The sequence below is a fragment of the Herbaspirillum sp. NPDC101396 genome, assembly GCF_044767365.1.
In the GTDB taxonomy this organism is placed as follows: Bacteria; Pseudomonadota; Gammaproteobacteria; order Burkholderiales; family Burkholderiaceae_D; genus Herbaspirillum.
This window is the reverse complement of sequence record NZ_JBIWNT010000004.1, coordinates 651601-669715: the sequence shown is the minus strand read 5'-3', so window position 1 is coordinate 669715 and position 18115 is coordinate 651601. Positions and strand designations below refer to the sequence as shown.

Below are 18115 nucleotides of genomic sequence, written 5' to 3'. Positions count from 1 at the left end.
CAGACGGAACGAAGAAAAATCAGCGGCCGCCCGAGACGTCAATGAAGGTGCCGGTCGCATACGATGCTTCTTCCGACAACAGCCACATGACCGCATTGGCGACTTCTTCAGCGCTGCCGCCGCGTTTCATCGGCACGGCGTCCTTGAGACGGTCGACGCGCCCCGCTTCGCCGCCGCTGGCGTGGATGTCGGTGTAGATCAGGCCCGGACGGATGGCGTTGACGCGGATGCCTTCGGCCGCGACTTCCTTGGCCAGGCCGATGGTGAAGGCGTCGATCGCGCCTTTGGACGCGGCGTAGTCGACGTATTCGCCGGGACCGCCGAGCTTGGCTGCCATCGACGACAGGTTGACGATGGCGCCGCCCTTGCCGCCATGTTTGGTCGACATGCGGCGCACCGCTTCGCGCGCGCACAGCAGGCTGCCGGTGACGTTGGTCAGCAGCACACGGTTGATGCGATCGGCGCTCAGTTCATCGAAGCGGGACTGGTGTTCCAGGATGCCGGCGTTGTTGACCAGCGCGGTCAGCGTGCCGAGTTCCTTGTCGACGGTCTGGAACAGATGGAGGATGTCGGCCTCCACCGCCACGTCCGACTTCACCGCAATGGCGCGGCCGCCGGCCTTGACGATGCCGTCCACCACGGCGTCGGCCGCAGCGCTATTCGATACGTAACTGATGGCGACTGCGTAGCCGCGCGCGGCGGCCGATTGTGCAACTGCAGCACCGATGCCGCGGCTGCCGCCGGTGACGATAATGACTGGTTGTCCCATGTGTTTTATCCTTGTATGTGGTCGTGAGGCGCCTTGATGGCGAGAGTAAAACCTTCGCCAAATAGTGTAGCCTTATTCCCCCGGCTCCGTCTCGAGGGCCGGGCCTGAAAAGATTTCAACTCGATTTCAACTTGCCATCGGTTCTCCACCACGAATTCATGACGCGCAAACGCAGTTTCCCCCACGTCACCGACGCCCATACCCGCGTGCTGGTTCTCGGCAGCCTGCCGGGCGACGCCTCGCTGGCGCAGAGCCAGTACTATGCGCATCCGCAAAATAAATTCTGGGAGTTGATGTCGGAAGTGATCAGTGCAGATTTACGCGCGATGGAATACGACCGGCGCCTGCTGACCTTGCTCACCCATGGCGTTGGATTATGGGATGTGATCGCCGAAGCGCGCCGCGAAGGTAGCCTTGACAGCAACATTGCCGATCATGCCGGCAACGACCTGACGGGCCTGCTTGACCGGTTGCCGTATTTGACGACGATAGGTTTCAACGGCGGCACCGCCGCGAAACTCGGATTGAAAGTATTGGGAGCGCGTGCGGCGAACTACCGCATCGTACCGCTGCCGTCGAGCAGCCCGGCGCATACGATGGCATATGCGAAGAAGCTGGAGCAGTGGCTTAGCTTGAGGACGTAGACGGATGATCGGTGGAGACGACATCTGCGCGTCGTCTCCTGCGGTCGCATGCCAGCTTACAGTGCGAGCTTGCTAATGTCGCCATAGGCGCGATTGAGCCACACCTTCACGCGCTGCCGTTCCAGCATGCCCAGCCCGGCAGTGGCGCGGTCAGGGTGATTGAGCGCAGCCCAGAAACTGGCGCTTTGCTGATCGATCTTTTGCATGGTGGTGTCCGGCAGGCGGCGCAGGTGGATCACGCTCGCGCCCAATTGCTCTGCGCGCTCACGCTCGCCCGAAGCATTCAGGATGTCGAAGCGATCGCCGCGGACTTCGTTGAGCACCAGCACCAACTTGAGTCGCCCGCCGAACTGATCGAGCCACTTGCGCAGCAAGTCAACCGAATCGCGTCCGGTGTCCATGACATGCCACCAGGTCAGCGTCATGTTGTGCTCGGCTGCGAAGTCGAGCACGCCGGAGTCTTCGATCCATGCCGCCAGCGACTGCTGCGTCTGGGCGGCGAGATCGACCAGGATGCGGCCCTGCGGATCCTCCAGCGCACACTCGATCAGAGGATCGAGGCTGTCATGCTGATCCAGCGCGATCGGCGCAGAAAAATCGCCGTAGAAACGCAGCAGCGCTCCGTGCGACTTGTCGGTGTCGAAACCGCGGAAAGGAATATTCCAGTCGATGAAGTATTGCGCCAGCACCCGGGAAACCAGCGATTTTCCGACGCCGCCTTTTTCACCACCGATGAAGTGAATGTGACTCATTGCTGTGGATCCTTTAAACGAGTAAATGTTGAGCAGAGACGAGAACGTCAACAGCAGGCAATGAGCGTGCCAGCAACGAACCAAATCAGGACTATGACCGGAAGAAAAGGATATCGTAGAACGAGCCGTTGAAGCCGCCGTTCAGAATCAGATATTGCACCGCCCGGCCGAACAGCACGATGCCCCCAAAGACAATGGCGAGCCGGAGGATGAAGAGTATTTTCTTGAGCATGGACGCAAGTGTAGCTGAACCTGCGCGCCGGGCGTCAAGCGCAGGCATCAAAAAGGATTTTCCGGCCTGCGAACCGGTCCGTTGTGCATGGCAAGCCTCCCGGCAAGGTATCATTCGGCAATTCGAATTCGGGCAACGTCATGCTGATCAAACGCAAATCCATCGAGGCGCAAGCCAACACCAAAGCCGGTCCCGGTCCGGACAAGGATAAAGACAGGGCCAAATCCAAGCCGAAAGTCGCCGCGCCGCGCAAGCCGCGTTTTGCGCCGGTCACGCTGTCGGAGCAGGACGGCGTGCGCTACCTGCACTTCGGCACCGAATGGGTGCAAGGCGCCATGCGCATCCGCAAGCCCGACTGGATCGAGCTCGAATACGCGCAACAGATGATGAGCTGGATGCTGTTCAACCAGGCGCCGCAACACATCGTGCAACTGGGCCTGGGCACGGCGGCGCTGACCAAGTTCAGCTACCGCCAGTTTCCAAAGGCGAACGTCACGGCGGTCGAACTGAACCCATCGGTGATCGCGATCTGCCACAGCATGTTCAAGCTGCCGCCCGAAGACGCCCGCCTGTCGCTGCTGGAAATGGACGCCAATGACTTCATCCACGACGAGCAGCGCCACGCCACCATTGACGCGCTGCAAGTCGACCTGTACGACGCCACCGCGCGCGGCCCGATGCTCGACACGCCGGAGTTTTACAAAGCCTGCCGCGACAGCCTCAGCGAAAACGGCGTCATGACGGTCAACCTGTTCGGCGACCATCCCAGCTACGCCAAGAACCTCAAGGCCATGCGCTACGCCTTCGACCAGGTCATCTCACTGCCCGAAGTCCATGACGGCAACGTCGTCGCGATCGCCTTCAGGAACGCGGTGGAGTTCGATTTCCCGTCGCTGTACGAGCGCGCGGAAGAAATCAAGGCCGCCACCAAGCTGCCGGCGAAATCGTGGGTGAACGGGATCAAGAGCAATTTCTGAACGCCGGCCCGCGCTGCAGAACCCATGCATGTGCGGCCGGATTGCTGCGCCGGGGCGGGTTTTCAGAGGGAGATGGATATTTTTTAGATTTTTTCAAAAAGGGGCTTCCAAGTTTGAAAATAATCGGGTTATAATCACGCCTCTTCATCGGGGGGCGTTAGCTCAGTTGGTAGAGCAGCGGACTCTTAATCCGTAGGTCGAGTGTTCGAGTCACTCACGCCCCACCAAAGAATACAAGGACTTGAATCGAAAGATTCAGGTCCTTTTCTTTTGCCCACAGCAAAAGAAGCCCCTCTCCCTTGAGCCCTTCTCTCATTCGTTTGAATGAAGACGCGTAGCGTCCAATTCGCCACAATGCAATGAATGTCGACGGGTAATACCGCCCAATAGCAAACGCCGACATCCAGCTGAAAGAATAACAAAACGGACTGCGGTCCAACCAAGGGAGACATGCATGAAGAAAGTCTGCAAGGCATTGGCAATTGTCGCGCTGGTCATCACAAGTTCATCCGGCATCGCGAAAAGCAGCGGTGGAGGCCATTCGTATAAAGCCGCTACCGGAACGGGATCAAGCTCTTCACGACAGCATGTGAGCAACTACACAACTCACAGCGGCACTCAGGTCAAAAGCCATAACCGTTCAACCAAAGACCACACTACAACGAATAACTGGTCAACGAAAGGGAACACCAATCCCGATACGGAAAAAGCTGGCACGAAGTGATCCGCTAAGCCAAGTCACACTGACTCCCAAAACAAACATCCCGCCAACAGGCGGGATATTTTGCAAATCACTTCTCTTGCGCGGGTTTCTGATTCCGTGGCGACCTACAACTTCCCCGCCGCCACATCCTCATCAATCGCCTCGCGCGCCACCGCTATCGCGTTGTCTTCCGCTTCCTTGCGTGTGTTGCCGCGGAACGTCGGGACGTTGGCGCGGCGGAACGGCACCGGGTTGTCGTTGCGATGCAATTGATAGGCGCCGACCCAGGTGCCGTCGCGTTGTTCGCTGCCGCTGGCGCGGATGAAGTAGCCCTTGTGTTCGTAGGAGTCGAGGTCGAGTTCGGAGTCGATCAGCGCGCGTGCGAATGCCGCGCCGGCCATTTGGGCAGCGTGGACCGTGTCGAAGGGGGAGCCTTTGATATTCGGATATTCTTCTTCACCGTCGACCTTGATGCTGCAAAACACGCCCTTCTTGCCGGGCTGCGTGCTGTCGATCACGATGAAGTGCTTGCCGCGATGGGTGGAACCGTACTGCGCCATTGTTTCTGCCTCAATAAATAATTAACAGCCATCGTAGCATATGCCCCTCTTGCATGAAGGCAACCCCGCTTCCGTACCGGGGACGGCTACAATATGCGTCAAACAAATTCACGGGACAAGTTCATGGACGCAGAATTCTGGCTGGAGCGCTGGCGCGACGGGCGCACGCATTTTCATCAAACCCGCGTGACGCCGCTGCTGCAAAAATACTGGCCGACACTGGCGCTGCCGCAGGGCAGCCAGGTGCTGGTGCCGCTGGCGGGCAAGTCGCTCGACATGGTGTGGCTGGCGTCGCAGGGACATCGCGTGCTGGGCGTGGAATTGTCGCAGCTGGCGGTCGAGCAGTTCTTCGACGAGAACCGCTTGCAGCCGCAGATCAGTGAATCGGCCTACGGTCGCCATTATGCAGCCGGCGACGTCGAGATCATCTGCGGCGATATTTTCAAGCTGGATGCGGCGCTACTGTCGGCCTGCGTCGGCGTCTATGACCGCGCCGCGCTGGTGGCGCTGCCGGCCGACATGCGCGCACGCTATGCGCAGCACGTCTATGGCCAGTTGTCCGCACAATATCGCGGCATCCTCATTACGCTCGACTACCCACAAGAACAGATGGACGGTCCGCCGTTCTCGGTCAGTGATGCGGAAGTGCAGGCGATCTTCGCGGCGCATTCCGAAGCGCTCGTCATCGACCGTCGCGATATCCTCGACAAGGAACCGAAGTTCAGCGAGCGTGGCGTCAGCCGGCTCGACACCGTGGTGTATCAGCTGCAGCGCAAACGCTGATTGCCCTCATCACGCGTCACTTGATCTGTCCGATCCTGCGCAGGAACTCTTCCACGTCCTTGCTCGCCTGGTCGCGGTAGCGATTGTCGAACGAACCGACGGTCACGCCCACGGCCTGGCAGTCCTTGTACAGCTTGCGCTCGTCCGCGGGCGAGAGTTTGTCGCCGCTACCGACCAGGCTACGCGCCCAGCTCGGAATGTCGGTTTCGGTCATCGGGCAGTTGCGGGTGGAGGTGCCTAGCCTCAGGTAATGCACGCCCTGGTTGCCGTCGAAACTGTGATGCGCGCCGTCGTAGACGCGATAATCGATGACGCCCGGATACTCTTCCTGCATGCCCTTGATCTGGTCGAGGCAGAACTTCGCCGGCGTGTAGTCGTCCTTGCTACCCATCAGGAACAGCATCGGCGCGCCGGTCTTGTCGAAGCTGCCGTTTTTGCGGAAGCGCGAATTCTGGCAGCCGGGATAAGCGGGAATATGGAAGGCGAATTGCAGGTTTTTATTCTCGCGCAGCACGTTGTCGCGGAAGGACTTGACCGCCGTTTCGTTGGCGGCGGTGCCGCCCCGGCTGAAGCCGATGATGCCGATGCGGTCGGCATCGAAGCGCGGATCGGCGGCGAGGAATTTCAGCGCAAAGAAGGCATCGGCGGTGTCGGCGGCATTGCTGACCAGGCTCTGGTCATCCACCGTGCTCTCGACGCCGCGCGGGGTAAACGAATCGACCACGAAGGTGGCGAAGCCGAGCTTGTTGAAATACGGCGCCCAGAAACCGGTGTCCTTGGCTTGTACGCCGGCGCTGCCATGCGCAATCACAACCACGGGAATCTTGCCGGCCGGCGGATTCGGCGGCAGCGTCAGGTAGCCGAAAATCTCAAGCGGCTTGCCCACCCGCTTTGCCATTTCGAACTTGTTGGCGTATTCGGCCGAAGGGAAGCTGATCTTTTGCTGGGCAGAGGCAAGGCCCGACCAGAGCAGGCAACACGCTGCAAGAACGCACATCAGTGCCTGCAGATGGCGACGTAACGGAGCGGGTATTTTTTTCGAGTTCATGTCGGCCTTCAAAAAATTGCCCTCCATCATGCCAGCAAGCGCCACGCCTTGGCTGACAAGCTCGTCAGGAGTTGAAGATGGCGCATGCCTTTTACGGCTACGCACCTCGAAATAAAGCGATAATGCTGCTTTCCCAAGCCAGCGACGACGCCCAGCCGATGCAAGACCCCGATCAAGATTCTCCCGAAGTGCAGCCGACCCGTCCGTGGATCGTGCTCACCACCACTTACGACGTGGAAGCGTGGATCGACAACTACAACCGGGACTTGCAACAGGCGGTGAAGAAGGACAACACCAAGGGTTACGGTATCTGCTTCTGCATGGAACTGGGCGGCGAGGTGTACCTGCACACGACGTCGGAAGGCGACATCCTGCTGGACGTGACAGAAGAAGCGGAATGGGTGGCGCCGGTGATCAGCGCGGCCACCGGGGTAGCGGCGCCGTCGTCATCGGTGTGGGCACTGCCCGGCGATACGCTGACGCAGCTGGTGCTTGGGTTGAGCGGATTGATCGCGGCAACCCGCATCGTCGTCAGCCACGCCTACAAGACTCCAAAAAACTGGCCGCAACGCTATTGAACGGTGCGACCTCAGGCCGGCAAGCCCGGTGATGTTTATTGCGACTTCGGCTTGGTGTTGATGGCCCGGCGGGCATCAGCATCGCGTTCGGATTTCTTTTCGAATTCGGTGCGTTCGCAGGCGCACAGGATAAAGGCGATGCAGGCAGCCAGCGAAATGGCGATGAAACGCTTCATGATTATTCCCCGATAGTGATGGGCCGATGCCGGAGTCGTTGCTGCGGCTTGAATCGCACCCTTATTTCCCTGGGACAAGAGTCTAACCCAGCCCTTCCCAAAAACAAAGAATAACTCGTCTGCGCTGCCTGGCTCAGGCGCCGCGCGCGGCCGCCAGGTCGTATTTCTTGATCTTGTCGTACAGCGTCTTGCGCGGGATGCCGAGTTGCTCCGCCGCCAGCGCGACGTTGCCGTCGGCTCCCGCCAATGCATCCTCGATCAGGATGCGCTCATAGGCGTCGAGTTGCTGCGGCAGGCTGGCGGCGGCGGTCGAGGCAGCAGCAGCCGTGCTGCTGTCCGCCACGCCGAGCACCCAGCGATCGGCGAAGTTGCGCAACTCGCGTACGTTGCCCGGCCAGTCGCGTTGCTGCCATTGCGCCATGAGCGCTGCGGTCCAGGCCGGCGCTGTACGACCGTAACGAATTGCCGCAGCATGGATGAAATGCGCCAGCAGCAGCGGGATGTCTTCGCGCCGGTCGCGCAGGCGCGGCAAGTCGATGCTGACCACGCCGATGCGGTAGTACAAATCTTCACGGAAGGCGTCCTGCGCGCTCAGTTGCAGCAGGTCGGCCTTGCTGGCGGCGATCACGCGGCAATCGATGGCGATCGACTCATTGCCGCCCAGACGCTCCAGCCTGCGCTCCTGCAGCACGCGCAACAGCTTGACCTGCAAGGCCATCGGCATGCTTTCGATTTCATCAAGGAACAGCGTGCCGCCGTTGGCGTATTCCAGTTTGCCGATGCGGCGTTTCTGCGCGCCGGTGAAGGCGCCTGCTTCGTGACCGAATATCTCGCTTTCGAATACGCTCTCCGGCAATGCGCCGCAATTGATCGCCACGAAGGGCCCCTTGCGTTCACTGGCGGCGTGCAGCTGGCGCGCCACGACTTCCTTGCCGGCGCCGGTCTGGCCGTTGATGAGGATGTCGACCGAGGTCGGGCCGACGCTGCGGATCAGCGTGCGCACCCGCTCCATCGCCGCCGACTGCCCCACCAATGCCGGCGTGGCCGGATCGGCCTGCCAGGCTTCGCGCAGGCGGCGGTTGTCGAGCACCAGGTTGCGCTTCTCCTGTGCGCGCCGTGCGGTCTCCAGCAGCCGGTCGGCAGCGAAAGGCTTTTCGATGAAATCGTAGGCGCCGGCACGCATCGCTTCGACCGCCATGGCGACGTCGCCGTGACCGGTTACCACGATCACCGGCAGGTCGGCGTCGGCAGCCACCGCATGGGCCAGCACTTCCAGGCCGGAACGTCCCGGCAGCCGCACATCGGTCACGACAATGCCGGCGAAACCGGCGTGCAGCAACGGCAAGGCCTGCTCGGCGTCGGCGCAGGCTTGCACGCTGAACCCGCCGAGCTCCAGCGTTTGCGTGGTGGCCTTGCGTACGCTTTGTTCGTCTTCAATCAGGATGGCGAGTGCGTTGGGTGCGTTCAATGAGGTCTCCATGAATCATCAGTTACGGGGCCGGCGCCGGCAGGCGTACGGTGAATTCGGCGCCGCCTTCGGGCAGATTATGCGCCGACAGGCGGCCGTTCATCGCCTGCACGATGGACGACGAAATCGCCAGTCCCAGCCCGAGACCTTTGCCGCTGGGCTTGGTGGTGAAGAACGGTTCGAACAGGTGCGGTGCGACTTCATCGGGAATGCCGGGGCCGCTGTCGCGAATACGTATGACGGCCTCGCCGGCGTCGTGCTCGACGATCACCGTGACGCGCTTGTCGGCAACGTATTCGACCGTCTCAACCGCATCGATGGCGTTGCGCAGCAGGTTGATCAGCACCTGCTCGGTGCGCACCACGTCGCCCATCACCTGCACCGGACTGCGCACGTCGATCTCGATGGCGACCGCCTGCTGGCGGAACTCGTTGCGCAGCAGCAGCACCGCCGCTTCGACCGTCTGCGCGACGTCGACCACGGCGATGGCGTCGCCGCTCTTGCGCGCGAAACCTTTCAGCTGCGCGATGATCTTGCCCATGTGGGCGCTGGCGCCGCTGATGTGCTCGAGGTTCTCTTCCACCTGCGGCAGCTGGCCGCGGCGCATGAATTGCACGGCGTTGTCGGCGAAGGCGCGGATCGCCGCCAGCGGCTGATTCAGCTCATGCGTGACGCCCGCCGCCATTTGTCCCAGCATGGCCAGCTTGCCGGCCTGCACCAGTTCATTTTGCGTCGTGCGCAACAGGCTTTCGGTCTGCTGCAGGGTGACGTATTTTCCCTCCAGCGCCTGATTGGCCACGCGCAGCTCCTGGGTGCGCACGGCGATGGTGGCGTCCAGCTCCTGGGCCGCACGGCGCAATGCGTCGCGCGATTCCAAGCGCTCCTGCAGGCGTCGTCTGCGCTGATAGACCGCCCATAGCGAAATCGCTGCGATCGCCATGATCAGCGCGACCCACATGGACCACAGCATGGCGATGCGGGTGATGCGGGCCTCGGACGGAAACAGCATCAGCTGCCAGCCCTGCTTGTCGATCGCGCGTGCGACGTGGTCGCCGAAGCCACGCCGCAACGGCTTGGGCATCTCGGCCACCGGCGTGATCGGCTGGTCGGCATATTGATGCGTGCCGGCCAATTCCTGCTGCAGCTTGCCGTCGAGCGGACGCAGGCTGTGGTATTTCCATTCCGGCCGATTGCTCAGGAACACCACGCCGCTGTGATCGGCCAGCGTGATCGGGTCTTCATTGCTGCGCCAGGTGTGTTCGAACTCGGACAGGTCGACCTTGACCGTCATCACGCCGATCGGCTTGCCTTCACCGCGCGGCGCCCCGGCCGGATAAATCGGCTGGGCCATGAAATAGCCCGGTTCGCTGGAGATATTGCCAATGCCGTAGAAGCGTCCGGAGCCGCCCGCCAGCGCTTCGGCAAAATAGGGCCGGAAACCGAAATCGCGGCCGACGAAACTGGTTTCTTCATTCCAGTTGCTGGCCGCCAGCGTCATGCCGCGCGCATCCATCATGTAGATCGCCAGCACCTTCGACTGCTTCTGGATCGCCTGCAGGCTCAGGTTCAGGCGTTGCACCGCGGCTGCGTCATCGGGATGATGCAGCACCTGGTCGACGTCGGCCAGTGCGCCCAGCGCGTACGGCATGATCTCGAACTTGTCGAGTATCGATTGCAGGTCGAGCGCGACGATCTGCAGTTGGCGTTCGCCGGCGGCATGCAGGTCGCTGCGGGCTTTCTCCGCGGCGACGAAATACGATGCAAAAAAAACCGCCGCCGCGCACAGCGCGACGACGGCGATCAGTATCGGAAATTTACGGGAAGACATGGCTGGAGAGGTGCTCTGAACATACATGCCGCCATCATACCCGCTGGCGCGCCCTGCTCTGTCGTCTCTCTCCCTTGCTTCCCGTAACGCCATCAGTCCTCGTCCTTGAGGTAACCGACCTTGCTCGGATCACGCATGCGGAAAGTAATCAGCAAGGCGATCGCGCACATGATCGAGACGTACCAGTAGAAGTTGGACTCCATGCCAGCCGCCTTGAACGACAGTGCAACGAACTCGGCCGAGCCGCCGAACAATGCATTGCCGACCGCATACGACAGGCCGACGCACAGCGCGCGTACTTCCGGCGGGAACATCTCGGCCTTGATCAGGCCGCTGATCGAGGTGTAGAAACTGACGATGCACAAGGCCAGAAGCGCCAGGCCGAATGCTGCGTACGGATCGGTGACGTCCTTGAGCATGTGCAGAATGGGCACGGTGCACAGGGTGCCGAGCACGCCGAAAAACAGCATCATGTTGCGGCGGCCGATCTTGTCGGACAGTGCGCCGAACACCGGCTGTAGGATCATGTAGACGAACAGCGCGCCGGTCATCACTGCGCTGGCGGTCTTGGGGTCCATGCCGGCGGTGTTGACCAGGTACTTCTGCATGTAGGTGGTGAAGGTGTAGAACATCAGCGAGCCGCCAGCCGTGAAACCGACCACGGTGAAGAAGGCGCGCTTGTGCTTCCACAAGCCGGCGAAGGTGCCAGCCTCTTTCTTGTTGCGGGTTTCGGCGGTGGTGGTCTCGGTCAGCGACTTGCGCAGGTACAGCGCGATCACCGCGCCGAATGCGCCCAGCACAAACGGCACACGCCAGCCCCAGGCGCGCAGCTCTTCGTTGCTCAAGGTCTGCTGCATGGCCACCAGCACCAGAACCGCCAGCAACTGCCCGCCGATCAGCGTGACGTACTGGAACGAGGCGAAGAAGCCGCGGTTATTTTTTGGCGCGATTTCGCTCATGTAGGTCGCGCTGGTGCCGTATTCACCACCCACCGACAGGCCCTGGAACAAACGCGCCACCAGCAGCAGGAACGGCGCGGCCGTGCCGATCACGGCATAGGTCGGCAGGAAGGCGATCATCAGTGAGCCGCCGCACATCATCAGCACGGAGATCATCATCGAGGTCTTGCGGCCATGCTTGTCGGCGATGCGGCCGAACAGCCAGCCGCCGATCGGGCGCATCAGGAAACCGGCGGCGAACACGCCGGCAGTGTTCAGCAATTGCGTGGTGGTGTCGCCCTTGGGAAAGAAGGCCGGCGCGAAATAGATGGCACAGAATGAATAGACGTAGAAGTCGAACCACTCGACCAGGTTGCCCGACGATGCGCCGAGGATCGCCAGGATGCGTTGCTTGGTGGTGGATGGTCCGGCGGCGACCGGCGTAGCCGAAGCGTGTGTGGTCGACGTAGTGGAAACTGTTTGAGTCATTGCTATCTCCAGGTTTGTAAGCGGCCGGAGGTGCTCCACGAAAAATCACGGGGCAAACCGGCTGTTTGGTATTTGTGCCAGGCGTGTGCCTGCAATCGCGGCCGCGAACATGTTGCGCACGGTGCGACAAGAGCGAGAAAGGACGTTGATTTGCCGGATTACGGCGAAGGAAGCGGCGTCACATCTGTCTCCTGCTTTATTGTTTTGGGAGACCTATATGCAGGCATCGTGCCAATCAGATGAAATCGCTCAACATGCTGATTTCAAAGGATTTTTAAAAATTTCGTTACAACAAGGAAAGCAACTTCCTTGCGAACATCCGGAATCCCGCACAGCCTTTTTGCGGATATCCAGCCAAAGCGAACGCCCATAAAAAAGCCCGGTCCGTTGCCGGGCCGGGCTTCTTGCCGGGTCGTCTCTGTCGAATTAACGCAGGCGCGGCTCCGATGGCGTGATGTCGATGGTGCGGCGCGCGGAGGGCAAGGCCGGCGTACCGCTCAACGTAAATACGCTGACCAGTTGCGCCAGGCTGTCGGCCTGGGTCTGCATCGAAGCGGCTGCTGCTGCCGCTTCTTCCACCAGTGCGGCATTCTGCTGGGTGACCTGGTCCATCTGGGTGATGGCGTGGTTGATCTGCTCGATGCCGGTGGTCTGCTCTTCGCTGGCGGAGCTGATCTCGGCGACGATGTCGGTGACGCGTTTGACGCTGTTGACCACTTCCGCCATCGTTGCGCCGGCCTGCTCGACCAGCTTGCTGCCGTTGCCGACCTTTTCCACGGAGTCGTTGATGAGCACCTTGATTTCCTTGGCGGCCGCCGCGGAGCGTTGCGCCAGGCTGCGCACTTCGGAGGCGACCACGGCGAAGCCGCGACCCTGTTCACCCGCACGCGCAGCTTCCACGGCCGCATTCAAGGCCAGGATATTGGTCTGGAAGGCGATGCCGTCAATCACGCTGATGATGTCGACGATCTTCTTCGACGAGTCGTTGATCGCGCCCATGGTGTCGACCACCTGGCCGACCACGCCGCCGCCCTGGGTTGCGATTTCAGATGCCGATACCGCGAGCTGGTTGGCCTGGCGCGCATTGTCCGCGTTCTGCTTGACGGTGGAGATCAGTTCTTCCATCGATGACGCGGTTTCTTCCAGCGCACTGGCTTGCTGCTCGGTGCGCGAGGACAGGTCGAGGTTGCCGGCGGCGATTTCGCTGGACGCCGTGGCGATGGTGTCGGTGCCGGTGCGCACGTTGCTGACGATGCCGCGCAGGCTGAGGTTCATGTCTTGCAGCGCTTGCAGCAGCTGGCCGGTTTCATCCTTGCTGCTGACCTGGACGTCGCTGGTCAGGTCGCCCTCGGCGACACGGCGCGAAATCGTCACGGCGGAATTGATCGGCCGCGTGATGCCGACCGTCAGGTACCAGGCGCACAGCACGCCCAGCGCCAGGATCAGGCCTTCCAGCGCGAGCAGCAAGATACGGCTGTCTTCGGCGATGACGTCGATGTGTTTCGCGGTGTCGTCGATGTCTTTGCGCTGCAGCTCGACCAACTGGCGCATGGTGTCCTGATAGGCGTTGGATGCCGGGACGAAATCCTTTTCAAGCACGCGCTCGGCTTCCTCGATGTTGCCGGCCGCCTTGGCCTTGTTGATAGCGTCGCGCGAGCTCAGATAGAGCTTGCGCTGTTCGCCGATCTTCTGGAACAGCTTCTTTTCTTCGTCGCTTTCCAGCAGTGCCTCAACCTTTTTCTGGTATTCGCCTGAGCCCTTGGACGATGCCGCCGCTTCCGCCGCGAAATACGGGCCGAGTGACGGATCGCTGCTCTTGGCGATGGCGATCGTGCGGCGGATGCCGCTGGCAAGGTTGGCGTACCAGTCGCCGATCAGGCGCTCCTTCAGCAGAGGCTGGCTCATCATCTCGCGCGTGGCCGACGATACCGCTTGCAAGCGCCAGATGCCGATGGCCGTGATCACGATGGAGAAGGCCAGAATAAGGGCGAAGCCCAACGCCAGGCGCTTGCCGATTCGCATGTTTCCGATAATGTTCATTGCTATTTTCAATCCCGTTTTACCGTCGCTGCTGCGACGTGTTTTTAAATTCTCGAGGCGACCCCGATCCGCTCAGCACCGCCGGGCAGGTCGCCATTACAAATCAAAACGGGATATTTGATTCGTCGCAACATACGATGAAAAGCCCCGCAGATCGGGGCTTTGAGGCATATGTTGCGCAAAAGGCATCGAAAAAATGGGAATGGCATTAATGCTTCGACAAGATTGGCGTCGCAAGTGTTATCGGAACAACCACGGTCTTGTCGAACGAACAAATCGACGAGCAAATCGCATACGCACATCTTATCGATCAAGACCGCCGACGATCAATTTTCCGACTTCCGCCAACACCGTATTGCGCTGCTCTTCCGGCGCCTTGGTTTCAGTAAGATAAATCGATGCCAGCAACGGTGCGCCCTGCGGCGGCCAGATGATGGCGACGGTGTTGGTGGTGCCGTAGTCGCCCGAGCCGGTCTTGTCGCCTACTTTCCAGCCAGCCTGCATGCCGGCACGCACCCGGCGGTCGCCGGTTTTGTTGGCCAGCATCCAGGCCGTGATCTGGCGTCGCGATGCAGCCGACAAGGCATCGCCGAGCAGGATTTTTTGCAGGTTGCCGATCATCGCCGTGGGCGTCGTGGTGTCGCGCGGATCGCCGGGGATGGAGGTGTTGAGTTCTGTTTCGAAGCGATCCAGGCGCGTCGTGTCGTCACCCAAAGAGCGCACGAATTTATTGAACGCCTCAAGGCCGCCGAGGCTGCGCAGCATCAGGTTGGCGGCGGTGTTGTCGCTCAGCGTGATGGCCGCTTCGCACAATTGCGCCAGGGACAGGCCGTCGCCGCCGACATGCTTGCCGGTGGTCGGCGAGTAATTGACCAGCACGTCTTCGCCGTAGACGATGCGGCGGTCGAGCTGTTCGGCGCCGGTGTCGACGCGCCTGAGCACGGCCGAGGCCGCCAGGAACTTGAAGGTGCTGCACATCGGAAAGCGTTCGTCGGCGCGGTAGCCCCAGCGGCGACCGCTGCCGCTGTCGAGGATTTCCACGCCGAGGCGACCGGCGACGCTGGCTTCCAGTTTCGCCAGACGCGCCACAACGGAAGCAGAGTCCTTAGATTTTTTTGCCTCAGCGGTACCGGCTGCCCACGCGCCGCCGGCACAACCGGCCAATACCGCGCCGGTCATGGCGAGAAAATGTCTTCTGTCTGTCATCATTTTTCCTTGCAAAATTGGAGACGAAGCGAAATGATAGGCAGCAAGTACGATCATCGCAATTCACGATAATTTGCCCCAGACCACAGAAAAACTGATCCCAGGATGAATTCGGAAAACTTATGCATCTCCCCCTCAATGCCTTGCGGGCCTTCGAAGTCGCCGCCCGCCATCTCAGCTTCACTTACGCGGCCGACGAACTGAACGTGACCCAGACCGCCGTCAGCATGCAGGTCAAGAATCTGGAAGAGCGCCTCGGCGTGACGCTGTTTCGTCGTCTGCCGCGCGGTCTCGCGCTGACCGACGAAGGCCTGGCGCTGCTGCCGGTGCTGGCCGAATCCTTCGAACGCATCGCCACCGTGCTGGGCCAGTTCGAGAACGGCCGCATGCGCGAAGTGCTGACGCTGGGCGCGGTCGGCACGTTTGCGGTCGGCTGGCTGATGCCGCGGTTGCGTGAATTCCAGCAGACCTATCCGTTCGTCGATCTGCGCCTGCTGACCAACAACAACCGCGTCGACCTGGCCGGCGAAGGATTGGACTACGCGATCCGTTTCGGCGATGGCGCCTGGCACGGCACCGACGCCGAGCGCCTGTTCGCCGCGCCGCAGTCGCCGATGTGTGCGCCGGCGCTGGCGGCACGGCTGCGGCGGCCGCAGGACCTGGCCGGCGAAACGCTGCTGCGCTCCTATCGCACAGATGAATGGAACCATTGGTTCGCCGCTGCCGGCGCGCCCTGCCCGCCGATCCGCGGCTTCGTGTTCGACTCCTCGCTGACCATGGCCGAAGCGGTGGCGCAGCAAGCAGGCGTGGCACTGCTGCCGGTCAACATGTTCGAGCGCGAACTGCGCCAGGGCCGGCTGGCCTGTCCTTTCGACATCTCCATCAGCGACGGCGCGTACTGGCTTACGCGCCTGAAATCGCGGCAGGAGACGCCGGCGATGCAGGTCTTCCGCAGCTGGCTGCTGGCACATGCAACCGGCGCGGCGTAGACAAAAGACCACATCCGATATCAGGAAACGCCTGATACTTGCAAAAGAGAACACACCGTAAAATAAATGATATAAACTATTTACATCCGCACTGCATCAGGCTTCACCAGGATGATGTAATCGTTTACAAATGCGGATTGCAGGTCAGAAACTGACGAGATCAGATGGCTTGCAACGTGTCTCAACCCAACAAGGAAACGGGGGACATCATGAAAAATTACTTCGCTGCGCTGTATCGGAAACTGGTCGATTACCTCAACGACTCCAGCGCCCTCACGACCGGATCGCACCGCGGCGAGCCGCATTGCTGTGGCATGTACTCGGGCCTGTCCGACATGGAACAGGGTCACGAAAAGAACTGACGTCCGACTTTGCCTGGGCGGGCCGCGGTCCGCCCAGCCGTATTTTCCGCACTTCCTCCGGCCTTCTCCGCCGGGCACGCCCATCGGCGCTTGCCTTTATAATTTCAGCAGATCAACATTCCGTCACGCCCTTCCCGGCGCGCATCGCCTGCAATGTCCGACAACACCATCGCCCGCAACAAGTCCATGACCCGTTTCGACCAGCACGACAGCGTCTGGTTGTTCGGCTACGGGTCGCTGATCTTCAAGGCCGACTTCCCTTTCATCGAGCGCCGTCCGGCCCACATCGTCGGCTGGAGCCGGCGCTTCTGGCAAGGCTCGCACGATCACCGCGGCACCGTGCAGGCGCCCGGCCGTGTCGTGACGCTGATCCGGGATGGAGGTGCGACCTGCGCCGGCATGGCTTACCTGATTACACCGGAAGTGTTCGGCCATCTCGACTACCGCGAAAAGAACGGCTATCTGCGTCTGGCCACCGACATCCTGTTTGAAGACGGCAGCTGTACCGAAGGATTGATCTATATCGCCACGGAAGAAAACGCCGCCTTCCTCGGTCCGGCCTCGGAACGCGACATCGCGCGCCAGATCGCCGGCGCGGAAGGGCCGAGCGGACGCAATGCCGATTACCTGCTGGGACTGGCGGTGGCCTTGCGCGAACTGGGCAAGGACGATCCGCACGTGTTCGAAATCGAGCGTCACCTGCAGTTGCTTGGGGAGATCAATGCGACGAGCGGCAAGGACAAGGATGCGGCAGCGAAGCCGCATCCCTGATTGAAAATTACTGACGTGCCGCCAGCAGCAGAGCGCCGGCGCCGATGAAGAAACCGCCGGTAGCCTTGTTCAGCCGCGCCACGCCGCGCGAGGTACGGATGTAGCGGCGGATCTGCTTGCCGCAGGCCGAATACACTGCACTGGAGACGAATTCGGCGCACAGGTAAATCGAGCCGAGCACCAGGAACTGATGCGCCGCCGGGCGCGACGGATCGATGAATTGCGGGAAGATCGCAGCGAACAGCATGATCGCCTTGGGATTGGTGATGCCGAGCAGGAATTCCTGCATGACCAGCGCGAAGACGCCTTTCTGCGCCGGCGCCGACGATGGCGCCCCCGACTCGATGCCGTCGGCCAGTTCCAGTCCATGGAATTCGCGGCTGCGCCAGGCGCGCCAGCCCAGATAGAACAGATACAGCGCGCCGACCCACTTCACGGCCGTGAAGGCTGTTTCCGAAGCCAGCAGCATGGCGCCCAGTCCCACCGCCGATACCGTCAGGAAAATCGCAAACGCCGTCACCCGCCCGAACGTGGCCAGCAGCGCCACGCCGACGCCGCGGCGAATGCCGTTGTTGAGCGCGCAAAAATTATTCGGACCTGGCACCAGCGCCAGCATGATCGCGACGGGGATGAAGAACAAGGCGTCCATGTTGCTTCCGTTTCCTGAACGTTGGGGGAGTAACGATTTTATCAGCCGCAGGATTTTCACGCCGCTACGATCGCCTTGCACCAGGATCCGGCCCCGACCCGTAGTGTAAAATTCCGGTCCGCCTCCGATTCGCCGGAGCGGTCCAGGGATGCC

The 18115-nt window shown here is 61.1% G+C and carries 20 protein-coding genes and 1 tRNA gene; 9 read left to right on the top strand and 12 right to left on the bottom strand.

The genetic code is table 11. The features are described 5' to 3' along the window. Positions 1 to 19: 19 nt before the first annotated feature. A complete protein-coding gene (locus ACIROY_RS16890) occupies positions 20 to 769 on the bottom strand; it encodes an SDR family oxidoreductase (RefSeq protein WP_402276730.1) in 750 nt (249 codons plus the stop codon). 158 nt (positions 770 to 927) lie between these two features. Between ACIROY_RS16890 and ACIROY_RS16885 the strand changes: the two genes are divergently transcribed. Further along, a complete protein-coding gene (locus ACIROY_RS16885) occupies positions 928 to 1413 on the top strand; it encodes a DNA-deoxyinosine glycosylase (RefSeq protein ID WP_402276728.1) in 486 nt (161 codons plus the stop codon). A 56-nt stretch (positions 1414 to 1469) separates the two neighbouring features. Here the strand turns inward: ACIROY_RS16885 and ACIROY_RS16880 are convergent, their stop codons facing one another. Continuing rightward, on the bottom strand, positions 1470 to 2165 hold the full coding sequence (locus tag ACIROY_RS16880) for a mobilization protein (protein ID WP_402342574.1): 696 nt from the start codon (positions 2163 to 2165) through the stop codon (positions 1470 to 1472). 91 nt (positions 2166 to 2256) lie between these two features. Then, a complete protein-coding gene (locus ACIROY_RS16875; RefSeq protein WP_402276723.1) occupies positions 2257 to 2445 on the bottom strand; it encodes a hypothetical protein in 189 nt (62 codons plus the stop codon). A gap of 92 nt (positions 2446 to 2537) precedes the next feature. Here ACIROY_RS16875 and ACIROY_RS16870 point away from each other — a divergent pair, with 92 nt between their 5' ends. The 3 genes from ACIROY_RS16870 (at position 2538) to ACIROY_RS16860 (ending at position 4098) form a co-directional block, all read left to right on the top strand. After that, positions 2538 to 3374 (top strand): spermidine synthase, encoded by an 837-nt coding sequence (locus ACIROY_RS16870; RefSeq protein ID WP_402342571.1) that lies wholly within the window; start codon positions 2538 to 2540, stop codon positions 3372 to 3374. 151 nt (positions 3375 to 3525) lie between these two features. Further along, positions 3526 to 3601 (top strand) — tRNA-Lys (locus ACIROY_RS16865). A 227-nt stretch (positions 3602 to 3828) separates the two neighbouring features. Beyond that, a complete protein-coding gene (locus ACIROY_RS16860) occupies positions 3829 to 4098 on the top strand; it encodes a hypothetical protein (protein WP_402342568.1) in 270 nt (89 codons plus the stop codon). Positions 4099 to 4202: 104 nt separating this feature from the next. On the opposite strand, the gene ACIROY_RS16855 is transcribed toward ACIROY_RS16860, so the two are convergent. Beyond that, positions 4203 to 4637, bottom strand: coding sequence for a hypothetical protein (locus ACIROY_RS16855; RefSeq protein WP_402276523.1), 435 nt, complete (start codon positions 4635 to 4637; stop codon positions 4203 to 4205). A gap of 123 nt (positions 4638 to 4760) precedes the next feature. Between ACIROY_RS16855 and ACIROY_RS16850 the strand changes: the two genes are divergently transcribed. Further along, the gene (locus ACIROY_RS16850; RefSeq protein WP_402342565.1) at positions 4761 to 5420 is read left to right on the top strand and encodes a thiopurine S-methyltransferase; all 660 of its coding nucleotides are present in this window, start codon (positions 4761 to 4763) and stop codon (positions 5418 to 5420) included. Positions 5421 to 5436: 16 nt separating this feature from the next. On the opposite strand, the gene ACIROY_RS16845 is transcribed toward ACIROY_RS16850, so the two are convergent. Further along, positions 5437 to 6468: a dienelactone hydrolase family protein gene (locus ACIROY_RS16845; protein ID WP_402276519.1), complete on the bottom strand. Its 1032-nt coding sequence runs from the start codon at positions 6466 to 6468 to the stop codon at positions 5437 to 5439. A gap of 122 nt (positions 6469 to 6590) precedes the next feature. Between ACIROY_RS16845 and ACIROY_RS16840 the strand changes: the two genes are divergently transcribed. Further along, on the top strand, positions 6591 to 7046 hold the full coding sequence (locus tag ACIROY_RS16840) for a hypothetical protein (protein WP_402276517.1): 456 nt from the start codon (positions 6591 to 6593) through the stop codon (positions 7044 to 7046). A gap of 35 nt (positions 7047 to 7081) precedes the next feature. Here the strand turns inward: ACIROY_RS16840 and ACIROY_RS16835 are convergent, their stop codons facing one another. From ACIROY_RS16835 to bla, 6 genes are all read right to left on the bottom strand, one after another. Beyond that, entirely contained in the window at positions 7082 to 7222 is a 141-nt protein-coding gene (locus ACIROY_RS16835) for a hypothetical protein (protein WP_016833343.1), read from the bottom strand. A gap of 133 nt (positions 7223 to 7355) precedes the next feature. Next, entirely contained in the window at positions 7356 to 8690 is a 1335-nt protein-coding gene (locus ACIROY_RS16830; protein ID WP_402342562.1) for a sigma-54-dependent transcriptional regulator, read from the bottom strand. A gap of 22 nt (positions 8691 to 8712) precedes the next feature. Further along, entirely contained in the window at positions 8713 to 10518 is a 1806-nt protein-coding gene (locus ACIROY_RS16825; protein ID WP_402342559.1) for an ATP-binding protein, read from the bottom strand. A gap of 92 nt (positions 10519 to 10610) precedes the next feature. Then, on the bottom strand, positions 10611 to 11945 hold the full coding sequence (locus ACIROY_RS16820) for an MFS family transporter (RefSeq protein ID WP_402342556.1): 1335 nt from the start codon (positions 11943 to 11945) through the stop codon (positions 10611 to 10613). 426 nt (positions 11946 to 12371) lie between these two features. Next, entirely contained in the window at positions 12372 to 13985 is a 1614-nt protein-coding gene (locus tag ACIROY_RS16815; RefSeq protein WP_116435191.1) for a methyl-accepting chemotaxis protein, read from the bottom strand. Positions 13986 to 14288: 303 nt separating this feature from the next. Next, on the bottom strand, positions 14289 to 15194 hold the full coding sequence (bla, locus tag ACIROY_RS16810) for a class A beta-lactamase (RefSeq protein WP_402276503.1): 906 nt from the start codon (positions 15192 to 15194) through the stop codon (positions 14289 to 14291). A gap of 119 nt (positions 15195 to 15313) precedes the next feature. On the opposite strand from bla, the gene ACIROY_RS16805 reads away from it, so the two are divergent. The 3 genes from ACIROY_RS16805 to ACIROY_RS16795 all read left to right on the top strand — a co-directional run bounded on the left by ACIROY_RS16805 (position 15314) and on the right by ACIROY_RS16795 (position 17313). After that, on the top strand, positions 15314 to 16180 hold the full coding sequence (locus tag ACIROY_RS16805; protein WP_402276501.1) for a LysR family transcriptional regulator: 867 nt from the start codon (positions 15314 to 15316) through the stop codon (positions 16178 to 16180). Positions 16181 to 16389: 209 nt separating this feature from the next. Further along, positions 16390 to 16542 (top strand): hypothetical protein, encoded by a 153-nt coding sequence (locus ACIROY_RS16800; RefSeq protein WP_167321460.1) that lies wholly within the window; start codon positions 16390 to 16392, stop codon positions 16540 to 16542. 153 nt (positions 16543 to 16695) lie between these two features. Continuing rightward, positions 16696 to 17313 carry a gamma-glutamylcyclotransferase gene (locus ACIROY_RS16795; protein WP_402342552.1) on the top strand — a complete coding sequence of 206 codons (618 nt, stop codon included), beginning with the start codon at positions 16696 to 16698 and terminating at the stop codon, positions 17311 to 17313. 7 nt (positions 17314 to 17320) lie between these two features. On the opposite strand, the gene ACIROY_RS16790 is transcribed toward ACIROY_RS16795, so the two are convergent. Next, on the bottom strand, positions 17321 to 17962 hold the full coding sequence (locus ACIROY_RS16790) for a LysE family translocator (RefSeq protein WP_402276496.1): 642 nt from the start codon (positions 17960 to 17962) through the stop codon (positions 17321 to 17323). Positions 17963 to 18115: the final 153 nt, after the last annotated feature.

Excerpts from the sequence above, each read along its gene's own strand:
- bla (WP_402276503.1), bottom strand. The coding sequence starts at position 15,194 with ATGATGACAGACAGAAGACATTTTCTCGCCATGACCGGCGCGGTATTG.
- ACIROY_RS16875 (WP_402276723.1), bottom strand. The coding sequence starts at position 2,445 with ATGCCTGCGCTTGACGCCCGGCGCGCAGGTTCAGCTACACTTGCGTCC.
- ACIROY_RS16805 (WP_402276501.1), top strand. The coding sequence starts at position 15,314 with ATGCATCTCCCCCTCAATGCCTTGCGGGCCTTCGAAGTCGCCGCCCGC.
- ACIROY_RS16825 (WP_402342559.1), bottom strand. The coding sequence starts at position 10,518 with ATGTCTTCCCGTAAATTTCCGATACTGATCGCCGTCGTCGCGCTGTGC.
- ACIROY_RS16850 (WP_402342565.1), top strand. The coding sequence starts at position 4,761 with ATGGACGCAGAATTCTGGCTGGAGCGCTGGCGCGACGGGCGCACGCAT.
- ACIROY_RS16820 (WP_402342556.1), bottom strand. The coding sequence starts at position 11,945 with ATGACTCAAACAGTTTCCACTACGTCGACCACACACGCTTCGGCTACG.
- ACIROY_RS16890 (WP_402276730.1), bottom strand. The coding sequence starts at position 769 with ATGGGACAACCAGTCATTATCGTCACCGGCGGCAGCCGCGGCATCGGT.
- ACIROY_RS16885 (WP_402276728.1), top strand. The coding sequence starts at position 928 with ATGACGCGCAAACGCAGTTTCCCCCACGTCACCGACGCCCATACCCGC.
- ACIROY_RS16860 (WP_402342568.1), top strand. The coding sequence starts at position 3,829 with ATGAAGAAAGTCTGCAAGGCATTGGCAATTGTCGCGCTGGTCATCACA.
- ACIROY_RS16840 (WP_402276517.1), top strand. The coding sequence starts at position 6,591 with ATGCTGCTTTCCCAAGCCAGCGACGACGCCCAGCCGATGCAAGACCCC.
- ACIROY_RS16870 (WP_402342571.1), top strand. The coding sequence starts at position 2,538 with ATGCTGATCAAACGCAAATCCATCGAGGCGCAAGCCAACACCAAAGCC.
- ACIROY_RS16835 (WP_016833343.1), bottom strand. The coding sequence starts at position 7,222 with ATGAAGCGTTTCATCGCCATTTCGCTGGCTGCCTGCATCGCCTTTATC.
- ACIROY_RS16790 (WP_402276496.1), bottom strand. The coding sequence starts at position 17,962 with ATGGACGCCTTGTTCTTCATCCCCGTCGCGATCATGCTGGCGCTGGTG.
- ACIROY_RS16800 (WP_167321460.1), top strand. The coding sequence starts at position 16,390 with ATGAAAAATTACTTCGCTGCGCTGTATCGGAAACTGGTCGATTACCTC.
- ACIROY_RS16880 (WP_402342574.1), bottom strand. The coding sequence starts at position 2,165 with ATGAGTCACATTCACTTCATCGGTGGTGAAAAAGGCGGCGTCGGAAAA.
- ACIROY_RS16815 (WP_116435191.1), bottom strand. The coding sequence starts at position 13,985 with ATGAACATTATCGGAAACATGCGAATCGGCAAGCGCCTGGCGTTGGGC.
- ACIROY_RS16845 (WP_402276519.1), bottom strand. The coding sequence starts at position 6,468 with ATGAACTCGAAAAAAATACCCGCTCCGTTACGTCGCCATCTGCAGGCA.
- ACIROY_RS16855 (WP_402276523.1), bottom strand. The coding sequence starts at position 4,637 with ATGGCGCAGTACGGTTCCACCCATCGCGGCAAGCACTTCATCGTGATC.
- ACIROY_RS16795 (WP_402342552.1), top strand. The coding sequence starts at position 16,696 with ATGTCCGACAACACCATCGCCCGCAACAAGTCCATGACCCGTTTCGAC.